Consider the following 18,105-nt stretch of genomic DNA (forward strand, 5'->3'; position numbering starts at 1 on the left):
TCATTTCACGAATCCGATCGTCGTGTAGTCGTAGGATGCGAGTCCAGCGGACCCGTAGTTGGCGAGGCTCGCGCGCACACCGAAGTTTCCTTCGGACTGAGTCAGTGGCAGCGAGTGGCCTTCTTCGAAGACGGCGCGGTCGACGCGGTTGGCCAACTCGATTGCCTTCTGCGGGTCCAGTTCCGACAGCGTGCGGTCGATGAGGGCGTTCAGTGCGGGCGAACCGATGCGTCCGAAGTTTGCCTGCAGGTCGTCGGGGTGATACGCGTACACCTGGGGGATGCTGCTGAGCGGGAATGCGTCGCCGGTGAAGACGAACTGCACGGCATCGAAATCGCCTGGCTGGACGACGTCGGTGAAGAAGCCGGCGCGTGGTCTCGTGTCGATCACCAACTCGACACCTACGCTGGCCAGGTTCTGCTGGATGATCTGTGCAATCTGTATGCCGGTGGGCTCGGCGTACATGACGTCGCGGATGACCAGTCTGCGGCCGTCCTTTTCACGAAAGTTTCCACGCAGTGTCCAGCCCAACTCGTCGAGTTCCTTGGCAGCGACGTCCGGGTCGTAGTCGAGACTGTTGTCTCGATAGCCCTGCTGCCCCTGCAGGAAAACGTGATTGTTCAACGGCGCTGGCGTCTCCACCAGTCCGTTCTGGATTGCGTTGGCGATGCCCTGGCGGTCGATGGCCTTTGCAATGGCCACGCGCAGTTTCGGGTCGGCGAGGATGGAGCCCGGGGCGCCGTTGAACGTGATATGCCGCCACCGGTTGCCAGGCGCCCGACGGACCACGAGTCCCGGAGTGCCGCGCACCGCCATGACGTCGTCGATCGTGCTCAGACGTACGGCGTCCAGTTCGTTGTTCTGCAGCGCGCTCACCCAGGCGGCCCGATCGAGCACGGTGTAGGTGATGGTGGCCAGCTTCGGCTGGTTGCCCCACCATGTCGGATTGCGAGCCAACACGATGCGACCCTGGGCACGATCGGTGGACTGGATCAGGAACGGCCCTGCTGTGGGACCCATACCGTCGACGAGGCTGTGATTGAACGACTCGGGGTCTGCGGTGACCGATCTGGGGAACAACGCCGCGTTCCCGGCGAACTGGCCTCGCCATTCCGCGTAGGGCTGGTCGAAGGTGATGACGGCTTGTCGATCGTCGACGCCACGCTCCACTCCTGCCACCCGATCGAAGCCATTGGTGATCGCGATCAGGAACCTCTTGTCGGCGCCGCTGAGTGCCCATGCCTGGGAACGGATGTCCTCCCAGGTGATCGGGGTCCCGTCGGACCACATCGCTTTCGGGTTGATGGTGTAGGTGACCTGTTGCGGGGAGGTTCCGGTGAGCTGGACATCGGTGAAGTAGTCCTTGTCGACCGTGAGCCGCCCGGCGGAGTCGGTGGTGAACGCGCGCGGCATCAAGGGGCGCTCGATGTCGGCGATCTCGCCTTCGTTCCCGTCGTTGGACAGTGTGTTCCAATTTCCGGGAAATGCGGTGACCGCCAATCGCAGGTTGCCACCTTCGCGTACGCCGTCCGGGGGCATCGGATTGATGTCACTGCTGGTGCCCAGCGCACCGGAAAGTCCCCGGGCCGATTCGGAGTCGTTGGCGCCGCACCCGCCGATCAGCAGTGCACCGAGCGCGACGACGGCCACCGCCCAGCGAGTCCGGGGTGGTCGGGTGCCACCGTTGTTCGATCGGATACGAATCGCGCTGTCCTCCTACCTGCTGATGACCGGCAGCGGCACTGCATCGATCAGCGCCCTGGTGTACTCGTGTTGGGCGGCGGAGAAAATCTGCTCCGCCGCAGCGTATTCGACGATCTTTCCCTGGTACATCACCGCGATGTCATGGGCGAGGTTGCGCACCACGGACAAGTCGTGCGAGACGAACAGATACGACAACCCTCGTGCGGTCTGTAGATCGCGCAACAAATTCAGCACGCCGGCTTGGATCGAAACGTCCAGCGAGGAGACCGGCTCGTCCAGCACCAGCAGTTCCGGATCCAGCGCGAGCGCGCGGGCGATGCTGATGCGCTGTTTCTGGCCGCCGGAGAAGTCGGCCGGGTAGCGGTCGGCGTGTTCCGGGCGCAACCCGACCTGCTCGAGCAGTTCAGGTACTCGGCGCACGATGTCGGCCCGCGGACGGCCGTCGATGCGCAGCGGCTCGGCGAGTGCGTCGAAAATCGGCAGACGCGGATCCAGGGAGGCGGTCGGATCTTGGAAGACGATCTGCATCTTGCGGCGGATCTCGCGTTTGCGCGCCTTGCTCGCCGCCGCGACATCGCTGCCCAGGATTTCGATGACACCCGACTGCGGGCGGGTCAGCTCGAGGATCTGGGCGAGCGTGGTGGACTTGCCGGAGCCCGATTCGCCGACCAACGCCAATGTCCGCCCGGCGCGTACTTCGAAGCTGATGCCATCGACCGCCCTGATCTCGCCCTTTCGCCGGCGCAACACCACACCGGAGGTGATCGGAAAGACCTTCACCAGGTTCGAAACCCGCACAACCACCTCGGGCTCCACCTCCGCCTCCGCCGGTGGTTCGCCGATCTCACTGCGATAGGCCTCGAACAGCGCGTGCGTGCCGAGATCGGCGGTGCGAATGCAGGCGGCAGCGTGCTCCGGATCGGTGATCCCCAGTGGCGGCTCATCGGTCGAACATTCCTCGACCGCAACCGGGCAGCGTGGTGCGAACGAGCAGCCCGGTGGCAGCGCGTGCATGGCGGGCGGCGCACCGGCGATGGGAATCAGCGGGCGGCGTGCAGGCCCGTCCATGCGTGGAATCGAGCCGAGCAGTCCCACGGTATAGGGCATGCGCGGCGAATCGAACAACTGCGCGGCAGACGCGGTCTCGACGACCCTACCCGCATACATCACCGCGACGCGGTCTGCGAGTGTGGCGGCGATACCCATGTCGTGCGTGATCATGATGACGCCCGCGCCGGTGATATCGCGTGCCTTGCGCAGCAGATTCAAGATTTGCTGCTGTACTGTCACGTCGAGCGCCGTTGTCGGCTCGTCGCAGATGATCAGCGCCGGATCGTTGGCGATCGCCATCGCGATGACGACACGCTGCCGTTGGCCGCCGGAGAACTCGTGCGGAAACGCGGTGGCCCGTACTTCGGGATCGGGGATACCGACCAGATCCAGCAATTCCACCGCCCGGCGCGCGGCCGCGGACTTGCTCATCGCTGTGTGTGCCAGCAGGGCTTCGGCGATTTGGTCACCCACCCGGTAGACAGGGGTGAGCGCGGACAGCGGGTCTTGGAAGACCATGCTGATGGAACCACCGCGGAGTTTGGACAATGCTCGGTCGCCGAGTCCCAGGAGTTCGCGGCCTCGGAATCGGATGGAACCGGTGATCCGCGCCTGGTCAGGCAGCAGCCCCATCGTCGCCAACGCGGAGACCGATTTGCCCGAACCGGACTCGCCGACGATGGCGAGCACCTCTCCCTCGGATACCGAGTAGGTGACCCCGCGCAGCGCGGCAACCCGACCTTCTTCGCTGGGGAAACTCACCCGCAGGTCGGTGATCTCGAGCAACGGTGCGGTCGAGTGTTCCCCGACCGGTTTCGTGGTCGTTCCCGCGCGGATCATGCCGGTGCCTTCTTCGTCGACCGAGCTCGCTTGGCACTGGGATCGAAGGCGTCACGCAACCCGTCACCAACCAGGTTCGCGCACAACACGGTAATGATCAGCAGGCCACCAGCGAACATGAACAGCCAAGGATAGGTCAGCGCCGAGGCGGTACCGGTTGCGATGAGCGAACCCAGCGACACATCGGGTGGCTGCACACCGAAACCGAGGAAGCTCAGTCCGGTTTCGGCCATGATCGCGGCGCCGACGGCGAGCGTGGTGTCGATGATCAGGATGGAGGCGATGTTCGGGATGATATGCGTCAGAATCACTCGGCGGGTCGGCGCGCCCATGTAGCGCGCAGCTCGGACGAATTCGCGGTCGCGCAGGCTCAGTGTCAGGCCGCGCACGATACGGGCGGAGATCATCCAGCCGAAGCAGGACAGCAGCACGATCAGCAGCACGATGGATCCGCTGCCTTTCGTCCGCGGTGCGAACAACGCGATGATGATGAAGCTCGGAATGACCAGCAGCAAGTCGACCAACCACATGATCGCGCGATCGGTCCAGCCGCCGAGTAATCCGGCTACGGAACCGGCGGTCGCCGCGATGAAAGTGGAGAACAAGGCGACACACAGGCCGATGATCAGAGACTTCTGCAGGCCACGCAGAGTCTGTGCCAGCACATCCTGGCCGATCAAGGTGGTGCCGAACGGGTGCTCGGCGCTCGGCGGCTGGAGCAATGCCGTGTAGTCCAGTTGCTGGTAGTCATAGGGCAGCATGGGCGGAAGCGCGAAGCTGGCGACGAACAACACGACGAGGATCACCCCGCCGGTGACGGCGGGTTTGTTCCGGAGGAATCGGCGCACGACCAGCTTGCGTCGCCCGATCGCGCCCTCTGGTGCACCTTGGACGATGATTTCTGCTTCGGTGCTCATCCCACACGCACCCTGGGGTCCAGAATCGCGTACACGATGTCGGACAGCAGTCCCGACACCAGCACGACCAATCCGGCGAACATGGTCACCGTGACCACAACGTACAGATCCTGGGCATTGACGGAGTCGACCAGCCATTCTCCGACGCCGTGCCAGCCGAAGATCTTCTCGGTGAACGTCGCGCCGGTGATCAAGCCGCCGAGGCTGTAGGCGAACAGTGTGGCCATCGGGATCAGGGCGGTACGTAGACCGTGCTTGTAGAGCGCCTTGCTGCGAGTGAGGCCTTTCGCACGCGCGGTGCGGATGAAATCACTCTGCAGCACATCGAGCATCGCATTGCGCTGGTAGCGGCTGTAGCCGGCCATCGAGCCCAGTGCGAGGGCCGTCGTGGGCAGGATCAGATGCTGAATGCGGTCGAGCAATTGCGGCCAGAACCCTTCGATCACGTTCGCCGATGTTTCGCCGGTATAGAGGAAGATCTGTGTGCCGGTGAGCGAATTGATCTCCAAAGCACCGTATTTCAATATCGTGGCGAGCAGGAAGATCGGTGTGCTCAGCACCAGTAGCGAGGTCACCGTGGTGAAGTAGTCACTGAATTTGTACTGCCGGATCGCGCCGGCCGCGCCGATCAGAACTCCGAGTGCGGTGCCGACCACCGAGCCGATGATCAGCAGTCGCAAACTCACCGCGACGCGCCGTGGAAGTTCCTCGCTCACCGGCTGTCCGGCGAGCGTGGTGCCGAAGTCGCCGCGCGCCACGCCGCTGATCCACGTGAGATATCGCTGCGGAATCGGATCGTTGAGGTGCAACTCTTCTGCTTTGGCATCGATTACTGCTTGTGGTGGCCGTGGGTTGCGTTGTTCGAGACTGTCCAGGGGCCGAAATGTCAGAGACGCCACGCTGAAGGTCAGGAAGGAAGCCAGCAGCAACAGCACGACATAGTTGAGCGCGCGTCGTAGCAGGAAGCCCGTCATCAGTCCTCGGTCATTCGGCTGGTCGCGCCAGCGTCGGTAAATTAGCCCCGATCATAAGGACGTGGTTGCAGGCGCGTGCGACGAGATGCGCGGGCATGTCCGATTGCGATCCGATGGCGAGTGGGGCGCCGCCCCAGGCCGTCCGGCAGGATGGAAGAGGTGACGCCCCTGTATCTGCCCAAGCCGAAGATGGTTGCCACCGATGTGGACGGGACGCTCATCGATCACGATGAGCGGGTCACGGCGCGCACCAAGGCTGCGGTCGGCGCCCTGATCACCGATGGGGTGCCCTTCGTCTTGGCCACCGGGCGTCCGCCCCGCTGGATCGACCCGGTGGTCGACGAGCTGGGCTTCTCGCCCCTGTGCGTATGCGGCAACGGTTCGGTGATCTACGACAGCGCGACCGACCGGGTTCTGGGCAGTATGGCGCTGGAGGTGGCTACACTCGCATGGATCGCCGATGTTGCCGAGCGGGCGCTGCCCGGTTGCGGTCTCGCCGCCGAACGCGTGGGTGCGAGCGCGCACGATGCGGTCACGCCGCAGTTCGTCAGCTCGCCGCTGTACGAGCACGCGTGGCTCAACCCGGACGACACCTCGGTCGCGCGTGAGGAGGTCATCGACGCGCCCGCGATCAAGATGTTGATTCGGTTGCCCGGTGCGCGCAGTTCGGACATGCGGGCGGTGCTCGCTCCGCTGGTCGGCGCGCGCGCCGATATCACCTATTCGACCGAACACGGGCTCATCGAATTGTCCGCTCCGGGGGTCACCAAGGCGTCGGGACTCGCGACGGTCGCGCAACGGCTCGGTGTGGCCGCCGAGAACATCGTCGCGTTCGGCGACATGCCCAACGACGTACCCATGCTCGCCATGGCGGGCCATGGCGTCGCGATGCGTAACGCTCACCCCGAAGCGCTCGCCGTCGCCGACGAAGTCGCCGAGTCGAACTCCGACGACGGAGTAGCGCGCATTCTCGAACGGTGGTGGGTGTGAGCGGTCTGGGTGGATCGGCCCGAATCATCCATGTGAGGTGTGGTTCGGTTGCTTGTCGTGGCCGTCGGTGTTCCACACGGTGGTGATGATCCCGGTGAGCCGATCGAGAATCAGTGACCCGTGCTGGAATTCGGCGCGCAGACCGTCCGGGACCGGGTAGGCGTCGCGCAGGGGTAGTCCCAGTGCGCCGGTGTCCGCACCGAGTTGCACGAAACGGTCTCGGATGGCGCCGAGGACCGCGACGACCTGTCCGTCTGGTGCGGTGTAGAGGTGGCCGTCGGCGAACTCCGCATACTGCTGTCCCTGGGCGGCGGGCAGCACCTCCGACCGGGCAGCACCGAGTGGTCCAGCGGGTCCACCCGATTGGGACCAGTACTCGGCGATGATGCTGTCGTGCACCATGTTCAGCAGGTCGACCGTGAGTTCGGCGAGTGCGGCCAAGTCGGACTCGAAATTCGAGTTTTGGAGCCCGCCGGACGCGCCCGGCGCGCCTGCCGCGATGTCTCGAATGCGATCCATCTGTGCGTAGGCCGCGTCGCCAGGGCAGCTCGTCTTGCCCACGTCGCGGTGGGCGAACACGATCGGCAGTCGGACGGCGGCACCTCGCGCGTACGGCGTGTAGGAGGTGCCCTCGGAGTACATCGTGGTGTACCCCTTGGGATCCAGGCCCGCGACCTTGGTACGCCACCCGACAAGGGCGCCCACCGCGTCGATGGTCTTGTTCGTCGGTTGCGTCGACTCGTAGTTGCCCATCAGCGCAATACCGGCTGTGTTCTCGTTGAACCCGCCGGTGTGTGCGCCCTGTACGGGTCGGTCGAGTCCCCCGAAACGCCCTTCGAAGATCTGACCGAACCGGTCGACCAGGGCGTGGTAGCCGATGTCGCACCAGCCCAGTGTTTTCGCGTGGTAGGTGTAGATCGCCCGGACTATTCCCGCGGATTCGGATTTGCTGTAGTCGTTGCGGCCCGCGGTGTGATGTACGGTGACGCCGCCGAGTCCGTCGTCGTAGGTCGGTTCCTCGCAACGGAGAGCTTCGTCGGCGCCCCATTGGGTACGGGTGATCACGGTGGGGCCGCCGCCGGGCAGCGCGACCGCCACTTCGTGGAGCAATCCGTCGACCGGTCCGCGGCCGGGATCGATGAGCACGGCAGTCAGGTCGGCGACGGGCTGGGTGGTGTCCGTGCCGGGCACGGCCTGGGCGACCGGAGTCGGCTCCGGTGCGATCTTGCGGGTGACCAGAACTTGCACTTTGTTGGTGCTTCCGACGTAGATCGGTTCGGTACCGTCGGTACCCAGGACAGCGCCGTGGGTACCGACCGGTTCGGAGTCGAACCAGGCCCCCCACGTGCCGTCGGGTTGCCGAGCGCGGATCGTCGCTGTGGTGCCGTCGAGGGTCTCGCCGGTGAGTGCCACCATGCTGAACGGGGTGTCGCTGGAGAGTTCCTTCACCTGCGTGCCCACGCGGCCGAGCAAGTCCTGCGATACAGCGCCGGGAGCCAGTGCGGGTGTGTCGGGGGTGATGCCGGGTCGGAGTCGATCTGGATCGGCGACGAAGCCTACGAGGGGTTCGCCGACCGGCGTGACGGGCGGAGCCGTGGTCGTCGGCGTGACGGGCGGAGCCGTGGTCGTGACCATTCGATCTCGCGTGTCGTCGAGAGCGAATGGTCGACCGGCGTCGATTTCGGGGACCGGATTGTCGTCGGGGAGATGCACTGCAGGCGGCACGGGCATGGCGCCCGGAGCCGGGAGGGATTCCGGGGCGGCCAGCATGCGTAGGTCCGTCAGGCGCAGGTCGGGCAAGTCCAATCCGGTGAGTTCCCGAAGCGGCAGGACGATGTCGGGTGCGCTGGCGAGTGCGATCTCGGCCAGTTGGGCCGACACCGCGGCGGGTTCGCTGTTGGTGGTGACGCGGTAGCCACCGGATTCGTCGAGCGTGAGTGCGGCGAGCGGGGCCGCGAGCGTCATAGTGGTGACCATCGGGAGCACGTAGGAACGTTTCGGTTTTCGGTGCCGCACGAGCATCTCCAATCAGGTCGAACCGGTGATCATGAGCTGTTCGAGGTCACTGCTTGATGTATCAACAGTCACAATGATCACACTAATCACCAAATATAAACCTCAGGTTGAGGATTATATGATTGCTTGAATGTAGCTATTGCAAGGTGAATGGATGTGGCGACATGCCGTTCGCGCTTGCCGAAACCACAAACGAGCACACCAAGGAAGTGACGGGATGCCCTGGAAAGGATTCCGGTACCGAGGTGCACGATGCTGGTGAGAACGATTTCTGTGGTCAGGATCAGAACAATGCGCCGAGGAATCTCGATCGGCGCGACGATGGTGATTCCAGTGCTGATCGGGTTGGCGGCAATGATTGCTGGGACTACCCAACCCATCGAGTGGTCGAGCGCTGCACCGTACCGGGCTTTGTCCGATACGCAGGTACGACGTGACCCGAACCCGGTCGTTGCGTTCGAGAGTGCACGGATGGGCTGGACGGCACAACGCATCCTCGAACAGTCCGACCCCGAGGCCGTTCTGGCGACGACCGAGCCCACACCTGTCGACGTACGGCTCGTCGAGCGCGACGGCTTCACCCTGGCGGCTCATGCCGCCGGTGGCCTGTGGGCAGCGGGCCGTCTGGTGGAGCCCGGTCGAGTTGCGTATCTGACCCCGTTGCCCGAAGGCGGAGCCACCGTGGTCGTGACCTCCGGCTGTGGCGGCCACGTGCTGTGGCAGGCGCAGACCGATGACCCGTGGATCCACCCGGTCGATCCTCGGCCGAATCGTCCCGGAGCGGAACATCTCACCGTGTGCGATGGGCCGGCGTATCGCGGCTCGCTCGGCATCATCACCGAGCAGAACGCCGTGACCGGGCAGAACGCTGTCACCGAGAACGCCGTCACCGAGAACGGCGTGGTTCATACGGTCAATCGCGTGAACGTCGAGGACTATCTGCTCGGCGTGGTTCCCGGGGGAATGCGTGCAGAATGGGCGGACCAAGGCGCGGCCGAAGCGCTGCGGGCGCAGGCTATCGCAGCGCGCTCGTATGTTCTGGACGAGCGACGCTATTCGTATGCCCAGACCTGCGACACCAGCGACTGTCAGGAATACCTGGGCACCACGAAGGAAGACCCGCGATGGGCCGCTGCCGTGGAGTCCACCGCGGGGATTGTGTTGGTGCCGGGTCCGCACCACCGCGCACCGTCCGATGAGTCGGGGCACCGGGCATCGGAGGCCGTCTCGGCGATCGAGGCCGAATATCGCCGGATCGGCGGACCGAACAGCGCTGTCGGCACGCCACTCGGACCGGAGATGATCCTGCCACAGCACGCGGGCACGTACCGGCTCTATACCAATGGCGTCATCGTCGCCACGCCAGCTCTCGGTGCGCAGGTCGTCGATTTCACGACGGTTCTCCAGCCGGCGCCGCAGTCGCTCGAGGATCAGCCGGCGCCCGAGGCTGCTCTGCCTGGCAGCGCGGCGCATGCGCCCACACCACCCGGTGTGGCTGCGGCCGCAACCGCCGTGCCGGCCCAGTAGCAACCCCGCGTAGGCCCTACGTCGGTATCCGCCACGATGTGGTGTGGTGGGTCTCACCGCATGGCAAACCATTGGCAATGGGAGTCGTCGGGGCCGGCGAAGAGTGGTCTCACCGGTTGTATCGGCGGATTCGGGGTGGCGTCGATTCGGCGTGTTGCCCTTCTGGTGAATTCCGGGTTGACTTTGACGTTGCGTCAATGTGCAGGCTGGGTACACCGACGAGAGCAGGAGGGAGAACGCGGTTGTGAGCACGGTCACCGAAGAATGGTCGATTCAGCACCTGGCGAAGGCAGCCGGTACCACGAGTCGAACGCTGCGCCATTACGGGCAGATCGGGTTGTTGCCGCCCAGTCGGGTGGGCACCAATGGATATCGCTACTACGACCGACACTCCCTGGTGCGGCTGCAGCGCATCCTGCTGCTGCGAGAACTCGGCCTCGGCCTCCCGGTCATCGCCGAAGTGCTCGCCGGCCAGCAGGACTCCGCGGCCGCGCTGCGCACACATCTCGAACTGCTCCAGCAGGAACAGGACCGGATCCGGCGCCAGATCGAGTCGGTATCGACAATGTTGCACAAGACCGAAAGTGGTGAACAACTCGTGGTGCAGGACGTTTTCGACGGCTTCGACCATACGAAATACCGAGACGAGGTGATCGAGCGCTGGGGGAAGGAGGCTTACGAGGACAGCGACCGATGGTGGCGCTCGACCTCCGAGAAGGACAAGAAGGCCTTTGCCCAGACTCATATCGACATCGCTGCCGACTACGGTCGGGCCCGCGCAGCCGGAGCCCTGCCCGACAGTGACGAGGTGCAGGCCATTGTGCAGCGTCACTACGATTGGGTCGGTGTGGGCTGGCAGAAGCGCCCGGCGAAGGAAGCCTTTGTCGGGCTGGGTGAGATGTACGTCACGGATTCGCGATTCGCGGCCAACTACGACGCACACGGGCCGGGTACTGCCGAGTTCGTTCGCGAGGCGATGACGATCTACGCCGAGCGGCGACTGTAGGTGAAACGCGCACAGCGGCCGGCACGCCGAAACCGGTGTGCCGGCCGTGTGGTGCGCTCGACGGGTTGCGGGAGGTCGCCGGATGCGTAGGCTGTGCCGGCCCGCGCGGCTTCCGGCTCCGCCCGGCCGCGGGAGGGACTTCCGATACGCTGGGCTCCCGTGACCGTCGCATCGTCCCCGGGTAGTTCCCTCTCTTCTGCTTCACAGTTCGATCTGATCGTGGTCGGGTCCGGTTTCTTCGGACTGACAATTGCCGAACGTGCCGCCACCGTGCTGGGAAAACGGGTTCTGGTGGTCGAACGCCGCCATCATCTGGGCGGCAACGCCTACTCGGAGCCGGATCCCGAAACGGGGATCGAGATTCACAAGTATGGCGCACACCTATTTCACACTTCGAACAAGCGAGTATGGGATTACGTCACGCAGTTCACCGAGTTCACCGGATACCGGCATCGCGTTTTTGCCATGCACAAGGGGCAGGCCTATCAGTTCCCGATGGGCCTCGGATTGGTTTCCCAGTTCTTCGGCCGGTACTTCTCGCCGGAGCAAGCCCGTGAGTTGATCGCTCAACAGGCCTCCGAGATCGAGACCGAGCGCGCGCAGAACCTCGAAGAGAAGGCCATCTCGCTCATCGGCCGGCCGCTCTACGAAGCGTTCATCCGCGACTACACGGCCAAGCAGTGGCAGACCGACCCGAAGGACCTGCCGCCGGAGGTGATCACTCGCCTCCCGGTCCGTTATACGTTCGACAATCGCTTCTTCAACGACACCTACGAAGGTCTGCCCCGCGACGGCTACACGGCGTGGCTGGAGAACATGGTGGCGTCCGACCTGATCGAGGTGCGGGTGAATACCGACTGGTTCGAAGTGGGCGAGCAGTTGCGTGCCGACAATCCGCTGGCGCCGGTGGTCTATACCGGTCCGTTGGACCGATACTTCGACTACCGTGAAGGCGAGCTGGGCTGGCGCACGATCGATTTCGAGACCGAGGTGCTGCCGGTCGGCGACTTCCAGGGCACCGCGGTGATGAACTACAACGACGCGGATGTGCCCTATACCCGCATCCTCGAACCGCGGCATTTCCACCCGGAGCGGGACTACCCGACCGACAAGACCGTGATCATGCGGGAGTATTCGCGGTTCGCGCAGACCGGTGACGAGCCCTATTACCCGATCAATACGCCGGAGGACCGGGCGAGGCTACTGGCCTACCGCGAGCTGGCCAAGAACGAGACCGCGACGGCGAACGTCGTTTTCGGTGGCCGTCTGGGCACGTACCAATATCTGGATATGCATATGGCGATCGGCAGTGCGCTGAGCATGTTCGACAATGTGCTTGGCCCGCACCTGGAACACGGCGCGCCGCTCACGGCCGCCCCGGAGGCATAGGAACACAATGACCTTCCAGACCATCGTGGAAGACACGGCCGTCGAGACGCGTGCGAAGTCACTGTTGCAGCGCATCATTCTGCCGCGTCCGGGCGAGCCGCTGGACGTCCGTACCCTCTACGTCGAGGAGTCGGCCACCAACGCCCGCCGCGCACATGCCGCCACCCGCACGTCACTGTCGATCGGCGCGGAGTCCGAGGTCTCGTTCTGCACGTTCTTCAACGCCCTACCAGCGAGTTACTGGCGGCGGTGGACCACCCTCACCTCGGTCGTGCTCCGGCTGGAACTGGACGGCCACGGTCGCGTGGACATGTATCGGTCCAAGGCCGACGGTTCGCGAATCCACGTGCAGGGCAAGGAGTTCTCCGGCGGACACGACATCGGATCCGACCCCATCGCCGCCGCCAACGGCCCGGTGGTCGTCGAATTCGAGACCGACTTCGGCCCGTTCGAGGACGGCGGTTGGTTGTGGTTCGACATCACCACCGATACATCGGTCACGGTGCTGTCCGGTGGGTGGTACGCGCCGGTCGAGGCGCCGGGCGAGGGCAGCATCGCGGTCGGTATGCCCACCTTCAACCGGCCGGCCGATGCGGTGAAAACCCTCGCCGCTCTCGGCTCGGACGCCTTGGTACTGGACAAGATCGCGGCGGTGATCATTCCGGATCAGGGGACGAAAAAGGTCGGCGACGAGCCCGGTTTCGCGGAGTCGGCAGCTGCCCTGGGTGATCGGCTGACCATTCACGATCAGCCCAACCTCGGTGGCTCCGGGGGCTACAGCCGAGTCATGTACGAGGCGCTGAAATCTACCGATGCCGAGTTCATCGTCTACATGGACGACGACATCGAAATCGAGCCGGATTCGATTCTGCGTGCCTTGGCCTTCTCCAGATTCGCGAAATCGCCGGTTCTGGTCGGCGGTCAGATGCTCAATCTGCAGGAGCGATCGCACTTGCACGTCATGGGCGAAGTGGTCGACCGCAATGTCTTCATGTGGACCGCAGCGCCGAATGTCGAATACGACCACGACTTTTCGAGGTACCCGCTCAAGGACCGGGACAACTCCAAGCTGCTGCACCGGCGCATCGACGTCGATTTCAACGGCTGGTGGACCTGCGTCATCCCGCGTCGCGTCGCCGAAGAGCTGGGCCAGCCTCTGCCGTTGTTCCTCAAATGGGACGACGTCGAGTACGGCCTGCGTGCCCGTGCCGCTGGCTACCCGACGGTGACTCTGCCCGGCACAGCCGTCTGGCACATGGCCTGGAGCGACAAGGACGACGCCATCGACTGGCAGGCCTACTTCCACCTGCGTAACCGTCTGGTCGTCGCCTCGTTGCACCTGCCGGGCAACGGCCGCGGGATGGTCGTCGACACGATCAAGGCGACCGTCAAGCACCTGCTGTGCCTGGAATATTCCACGGTCGCCATCCAGAATGTGGCCATTCGCGACTTCCTCGCTGGCCCGCAACAACTGTTCCAGCTGCTGCCCAGCGCGTTGGGTGCGGTCCACGCCGTGCGCAAGCAGTATCCGGACGCGGTCGTTCTGCCTTCGTCCACCGAACTTCCATTGGCCAGCCGGGCCGGGGTCGGTGCGGTCGGCGAGCCCGGCAACCCGATCGCCAAGGTGGTGCGGTTGCTGAAGGGCGTGGCGCGCACTGTTCGCCCCGCACGCACGGAACACCATGTGACTCCGCAACTGAATGTCCCGACGTTGGACGCGCGCTGGTTTCTGCTCTCTCAGGTCGACGGTGTCACCGTTACCACCGCCGACGGCCGCGGCGTCGTCTACCGTAAACGCGACCCGCGCCGGGCGCTTGCCTTGTTCGTGGAGGCCATGCGCCTGCGTCGGGAGCTGGCAACTCGCTTCCCGGAGATGCAACAGCGCTATCGTGCCGCCCACTCGCAGTTGAGCAGCACTGCCGCGTGGGAAAGGGTTTTCGGCATCGGCGACGACACGAAGGATGGTCAGTAGTGAGTTTCGCAGCGAGCGGTGCGAGTGACCGGTCGTTACCCAGTGCGAATGGCCACGGCCGCCCGGTCGCCGCGCATACGGCGAGATCCGAGCAATCACCATCGGTTCCGCCGCGGGAGGTAGCGATCATCAACGCTGTGCAGGCCGCCGTGGGCGGCAAGCCCGCCGTGGTGTCCGCAGCCCGCGGGATGTCACATTTCGGCGAGCACGCGCTCGGCTGGGTCGGCATCGCTGCCGCCGGGTGGTTGGTGGACAGGTCACGGCGCCGGCAATGGGCCGGGGTCGCGGTCGGTGCGGTGAGTGCGCACGCGGCGTCGATCGTGCTCAAGCGCATCGTGCGGCGTCCGCGTCCCAACGATCCATCGGTGCAGGTCAACGTGAAGACACCGAGCAAGCTGAGTTTCCCGTCGTCGCATGCGACCTCGACCACAGCGGCGGCGGTATTGCTCGGCGCCACGACCGGGCTACCCTTGCCTGCGGTGCTCGTTCCCCCGATGTTGCTCTCCCGTGTGGTTCTCGGGGTGCACTATCCCTCCGACGTGCTCGCCGGTTCCGCACTCGGCGCCGCGTCTGCCGCTGCCCTGCTCGCCGCCGAAAAGAGACTCGACAGTGACCGCACAAGAAAGAGCCTTGGTTGACATGAGTGAAGAGCCGACCGGCGCCGACGTGGCCGAGGCCGTTGTCAAGGGCCCGCCCAAGACGTTGGCCGGTGGCCTGGTCAAGGCCGTTCGTCCGAGGCAGTGGGTCAAAAATGTCCTGGTGCTCGCGGCCCCGCTGGCTGCGGGCACGGTCACCGATGTAGACGTGCTCGCGCCGGTCGGGTTGGCCTTCGTGATGTTCTGCATGGCGGCGTCGGGCATCTACTTGATCAATGACGCGCTCGACGTCGAAGCCGACCGCGCGCATCCGACCAAGCGGTTGCGGCCGATCGCGGCAGGCATCGTCCCGGTGAACGTGGCCTACACCCTCGCGACGGTACTGCTAACCGGGTCGATTGCCGGGTCCTTCCTCGCGTCCTGGCACCTGGCTGTGGTGATGGCGGTCTACATCGGCATTCAGCTGGCCTACTGCTTCGGCCTCAAGCATCAAGCGGTGCTGGACATCTGCATCGTGTCCTCGGGCTTTCTGCTGCGCGCGGTAGCCGGTGGCGCGGCGGCGAGCATCCCGATCTCGCAATGGTTCCTGTTGATCATGGCCTTCGGCTCGTTGTTCATGGCGGCGGGCAAGCGGTATGCGGAGCTACAGATCGCGCTGGCCACCGGTGCGAAGATCCGTAAGTCGCTCGAGTACTACACCCCTACCTATCTGCGCTTCATCTGGACTCTGGCTGCGACCGCGGTGGTGGTGTTCTACGGGCTGTGGGCCTTCGAACGAGACCGTGCCAGTGACACCGGGTGGTTCGCGATCTCGATGATCCCGTTTACGATCGCAATCCTGCGTTACGCGGTCGACGTCGATGGTGGCGAGGCCGGTGAGCCCGAAGAGATCGCACTCGGGGATCGAGTCCTGCAGTGCCTCGCAGTCACCTGGATCGGAGCGGTAGGTGTCGCTGTCTATCTCACCTGACGACCCGTTGGTAGGGGAACGAACCGAATACGCGACACTGCGGCCCGCCGATGCGTCGGCGCGGCGGCCGTCGCGGTTCGCGGTTCTGTCCGCTACCACGTTCGTCGGTGGGATCGTGCTCACCGTTCTCCTTTTCGCGATCGGCGGCTGGCAGCGGCGCTGGATCGCCGATGACGGCCTGATCGTGTTGCGTACCGTACGCAATCTCCTCGCGGGCAACGGACCGGTCTTCAATCAGGGAGAGCGGGTCGAAACCAATACCAGCACCGCGTGGACCTATCTCGTCTGGTTCTTCAGCTGGTCGACTCAAGCCCGACTCGAATACGTGGTGCTCGCACTCGCGCTCACGATGTCACTGGCCGCGGTGGTGTTCGCCATGCTCGGGTCGGCCAGACTGTGGGGTGGCAGCGGTTCCACCGTGCTGCTGCCGGCGGGAGTGCTGGTGTACGTCGCCCTGCCGCCGGCACGAGACTATGCCACCTCCGGGCTGGAGAGCGGTTTGGTGATCTGTTGGATCGGGCTGCTGTGGTGGCAGACGATGCGATGGAGTCGAGCCCGACCGGTTCGGGTGCCCGGACTGCTCGCGCTGGTCTTCGTGGCCGGGCTGGCCCCATTGATCCGACCGGAGATGGCGCTGCTGGGGGTTCTCGTGCTGGGGATGATCTTCCTGGCGCCCATGCCCGAGAGCCGACTGCATCCGGTCGTGCTGCGTGCGGTGATCGTTGTCGTGGCCGGATCCGTTCCATTGGGTTACCAGATCTGGCGGATGGGCTACTACGGCCTGCCCTACCCGAACACCGCTGTCGCGAAGGACGCCGGTGGCGCCAAGTGGGGCCAGGGCTTCACCTACCTCTGGGACCTGGTCGGTCCGTATTTTCTGTGGGTGCCGTTGTCGGTGCTGCTGGTAGCCGGCGTGGTCGCCGCCCGGGTGCGTATCGCCCGACCGGTAGCGCCCGGCGACCATGTCGCGGTAGCGTCCGGCGACCATGGCTCGGTAGCGTCCGGCGACCATGGCTCGGTGTCGAATGGGTCACCTCGGTGGTCTGCCGGGCAGGTGCGCCGCCGGCTGCGTTCGCCGAGTGCCGTGGTCGCCGTGTTCGTGGTCGCTGGTCTGCTGCTCACGCTGTATGCGCTGCGGGTCGGTGGTGACTTCATGCACGGTCGGATGCTGCTGCCGCAGGTGTTCCTCGTGCTGCTTCCGGTCGCGGTGCTTCCCCTGTCCAGGCCCAGGGCAAGCCTGCACGCCATGCGCTCGGGCGATTGGTCGTTCGCAGTTCTCGCGGGCGCCGTGGTCGGGACGTCGGGGTGGGCGCTGTTCGCGGCGGGTACCACTGCGATCACGTCGGGCACCGAGATCTCGTCCACCGGCATCGTCGACGAGCGCGTCTACTACGTGCTCCAGACCGGCCGCGACCATCCGATTCTCGCGGAGGACTACCTGGACTATCCGCGGGTGCGTGCGATGGTCGACGACATCGCGGCCACGCCGGACGGCGGCTTGCTGCTCAACTCGCCGTCGTTCATGTTCTGGTATGTGGCTCGACCTCCGGCGCCGATCCCCGAAGGTGGCGTCGGGCACACGGTCTATTTCTTGAATCTGGGCATGACCAGTATGAATGTTCCATTGGACGTTCGTGTCATCGACCCGATGGGCTTGGCGTACCCCTTGGCTGCCCATACCGGTCGGCTCGCCGACGGTCGAATCGGGCACGACAAGAGCCTGTATCCGGATTGGGTCATCGCGGACACCGGCATGGTGGACAAGAAGCCATGGCTGCCGTGGTATCTCGACGAAAAATGGGTCGCTCAGGCGCGCACTGCGCTGACCTGCCCCGATACTCAGGCGTTGCTGCTGTCCTCGCGCGGACCGCTCACCTTCGAGCGCTTTCGCCACAACGTGCGCAATGCCTTTCGATTCGCCGACTACCACATAGAGCGGGTGCCGAAGTACGAGATCCAGCGCTGCGGCCTGATCGATCCGGTCGTCCCACGCTGAGCCCGAACCTTTCGTAGCCGAACCGCGCGCCTGGGTAGATCCCTGTTTTCGTGCTGGCGCGCCGGCGTCGACCACTCTGTGCTGGCCGTGGCTTCCGCGGATCAGGGGCGTCTGCGGGTTATGGTGTGCACCGCTTGCCCCTGTCGCTGTTGAACGAA

At 64.8% G+C, this 18,105-nt stretch carries 13 protein-coding genes; 8 read left to right on the plus strand and 5 right to left on the minus strand.

The annotated features are described in order from the left end of the window. The 4 genes from K940_RS0101180 to K940_RS0101195 all read right to left on the minus strand — a co-directional run bounded on the left by K940_RS0101180 (position 1) and on the right by K940_RS0101195 (position 5,485). Entirely contained in the window at positions 1-1,650 is a 1,650-nt protein-coding gene (locus K940_RS0101180; RefSeq protein WP_028476013.1) for an ABC transporter family substrate-binding protein, read from the minus strand. Between the two features lie 66 nt (positions 1,651-1,716). Continuing rightward, positions 1,717-3,594 carry an ABC transporter ATP-binding protein gene (locus K940_RS0101185; protein ID WP_051406766.1) on the minus strand — a complete coding sequence of 626 codons (1,878 nt, stop codon included), beginning with the start codon at positions 3,592-3,594 and terminating at the stop codon, positions 1,717-1,719. Further along, positions 3,591-4,511, minus strand: coding sequence for an ABC transporter permease (locus tag K940_RS0101190; RefSeq protein WP_051406767.1), 921 nt, complete (start codon positions 4,509-4,511; stop codon positions 3,591-3,593). Before K940_RS0101190 ends, K940_RS0101185 begins: the two co-directional genes overlap by 4 nt. After that, entirely contained in the window at positions 4,508-5,485 is a 978-nt protein-coding gene (locus K940_RS0101195; protein WP_028476016.1) for an ABC transporter permease, read from the minus strand. Before K940_RS0101195 ends, K940_RS0101190 begins: the two co-directional genes overlap by 4 nt. A gap of 150 nt (positions 5,486-5,635) precedes the next feature. On the opposite strand from K940_RS0101195, the gene K940_RS0101200 reads away from it, so the two are divergent. Then, on the plus strand, positions 5,636-6,475 hold the full coding sequence (locus tag K940_RS0101200; RefSeq protein WP_036527055.1) for a Cof-type HAD-IIB family hydrolase: 840 nt from the start codon (positions 5,636-5,638) through the stop codon (positions 6,473-6,475). A 24-nt stretch (positions 6,476-6,499) separates the two neighbouring features. On the opposite strand, the gene K940_RS26525 is transcribed toward K940_RS0101200, so the two are convergent. Then, entirely contained in the window at positions 6,500-8,440 is a 1,941-nt protein-coding gene (locus K940_RS26525; protein ID WP_231390202.1) for an N-acetylmuramoyl-L-alanine amidase, read from the minus strand. Between the two features lie 342 nt (positions 8,441-8,782). On the opposite strand from K940_RS26525, the gene K940_RS26530 reads away from it, so the two are divergent. The 7 genes from K940_RS26530 (at position 8,783) to zomB (ending at position 17,947) form a co-directional block, all read left to right on the plus strand. Then, on the plus strand, positions 8,783-10,018 hold the full coding sequence (locus tag K940_RS26530) for a SpoIID/LytB domain-containing protein (RefSeq protein WP_051406769.1): 1,236 nt from the start codon (positions 8,783-8,785) through the stop codon (positions 10,016-10,018). A gap of 244 nt (positions 10,019-10,262) precedes the next feature. Then, entirely contained in the window at positions 10,263-11,024 is a 762-nt protein-coding gene (locus K940_RS0101215; RefSeq protein ID WP_028476018.1) for a MerR family transcriptional regulator, read from the plus strand. A gap of 159 nt (positions 11,025-11,183) precedes the next feature. Then, positions 11,184-12,413 carry a UDP-galactopyranose mutase gene (gene glf / locus K940_RS0101220; protein WP_028476019.1) on the plus strand — a complete coding sequence of 410 codons (1,230 nt, stop codon included), beginning with the start codon at positions 11,184-11,186 and terminating at the stop codon, positions 12,411-12,413. A 7-nt stretch (positions 12,414-12,420) separates the two neighbouring features. Beyond that, on the plus strand, positions 12,421-14,385 hold the full coding sequence (locus K940_RS0101225; protein ID WP_028476020.1) for a glycosyltransferase: 1,965 nt from the start codon (positions 12,421-12,423) through the stop codon (positions 14,383-14,385). Between the two features lie 125 nt (positions 14,386-14,510). Beyond that, a complete protein-coding gene (locus tag K940_RS26535; protein WP_051406793.1) occupies positions 14,511-15,023 on the plus strand; it encodes a phosphatase PAP2 family protein in 513 nt (170 codons plus the stop codon). Between the two features lies 1 nt (position 15,024). Then, positions 15,025-15,951, plus strand: coding sequence for a decaprenyl-phosphate phosphoribosyltransferase (locus K940_RS0101235; protein WP_028476022.1), 927 nt, complete (start codon positions 15,025-15,027; stop codon positions 15,949-15,951). Positions 15,952-15,988: 37 nt separating this feature from the next. After that, the gene (gene zomB / locus K940_RS0101240; RefSeq protein ID WP_028476023.1) at positions 15,989-17,947 is read left to right on the plus strand and encodes a flagellar motor control protein ZomB; all 1,959 of its coding nucleotides are present in this window, start codon (positions 15,989-15,991) and stop codon (positions 17,945-17,947) included. Positions 17,948-18,105 lie beyond the last annotated feature (158 nt).

Source organism: Nocardia sp. CNY236 (assembly GCF_000482385.1).
GTDB lineage: Bacteria > Actinomycetota > Actinomycetes > Mycobacteriales > Mycobacteriaceae > Nocardia.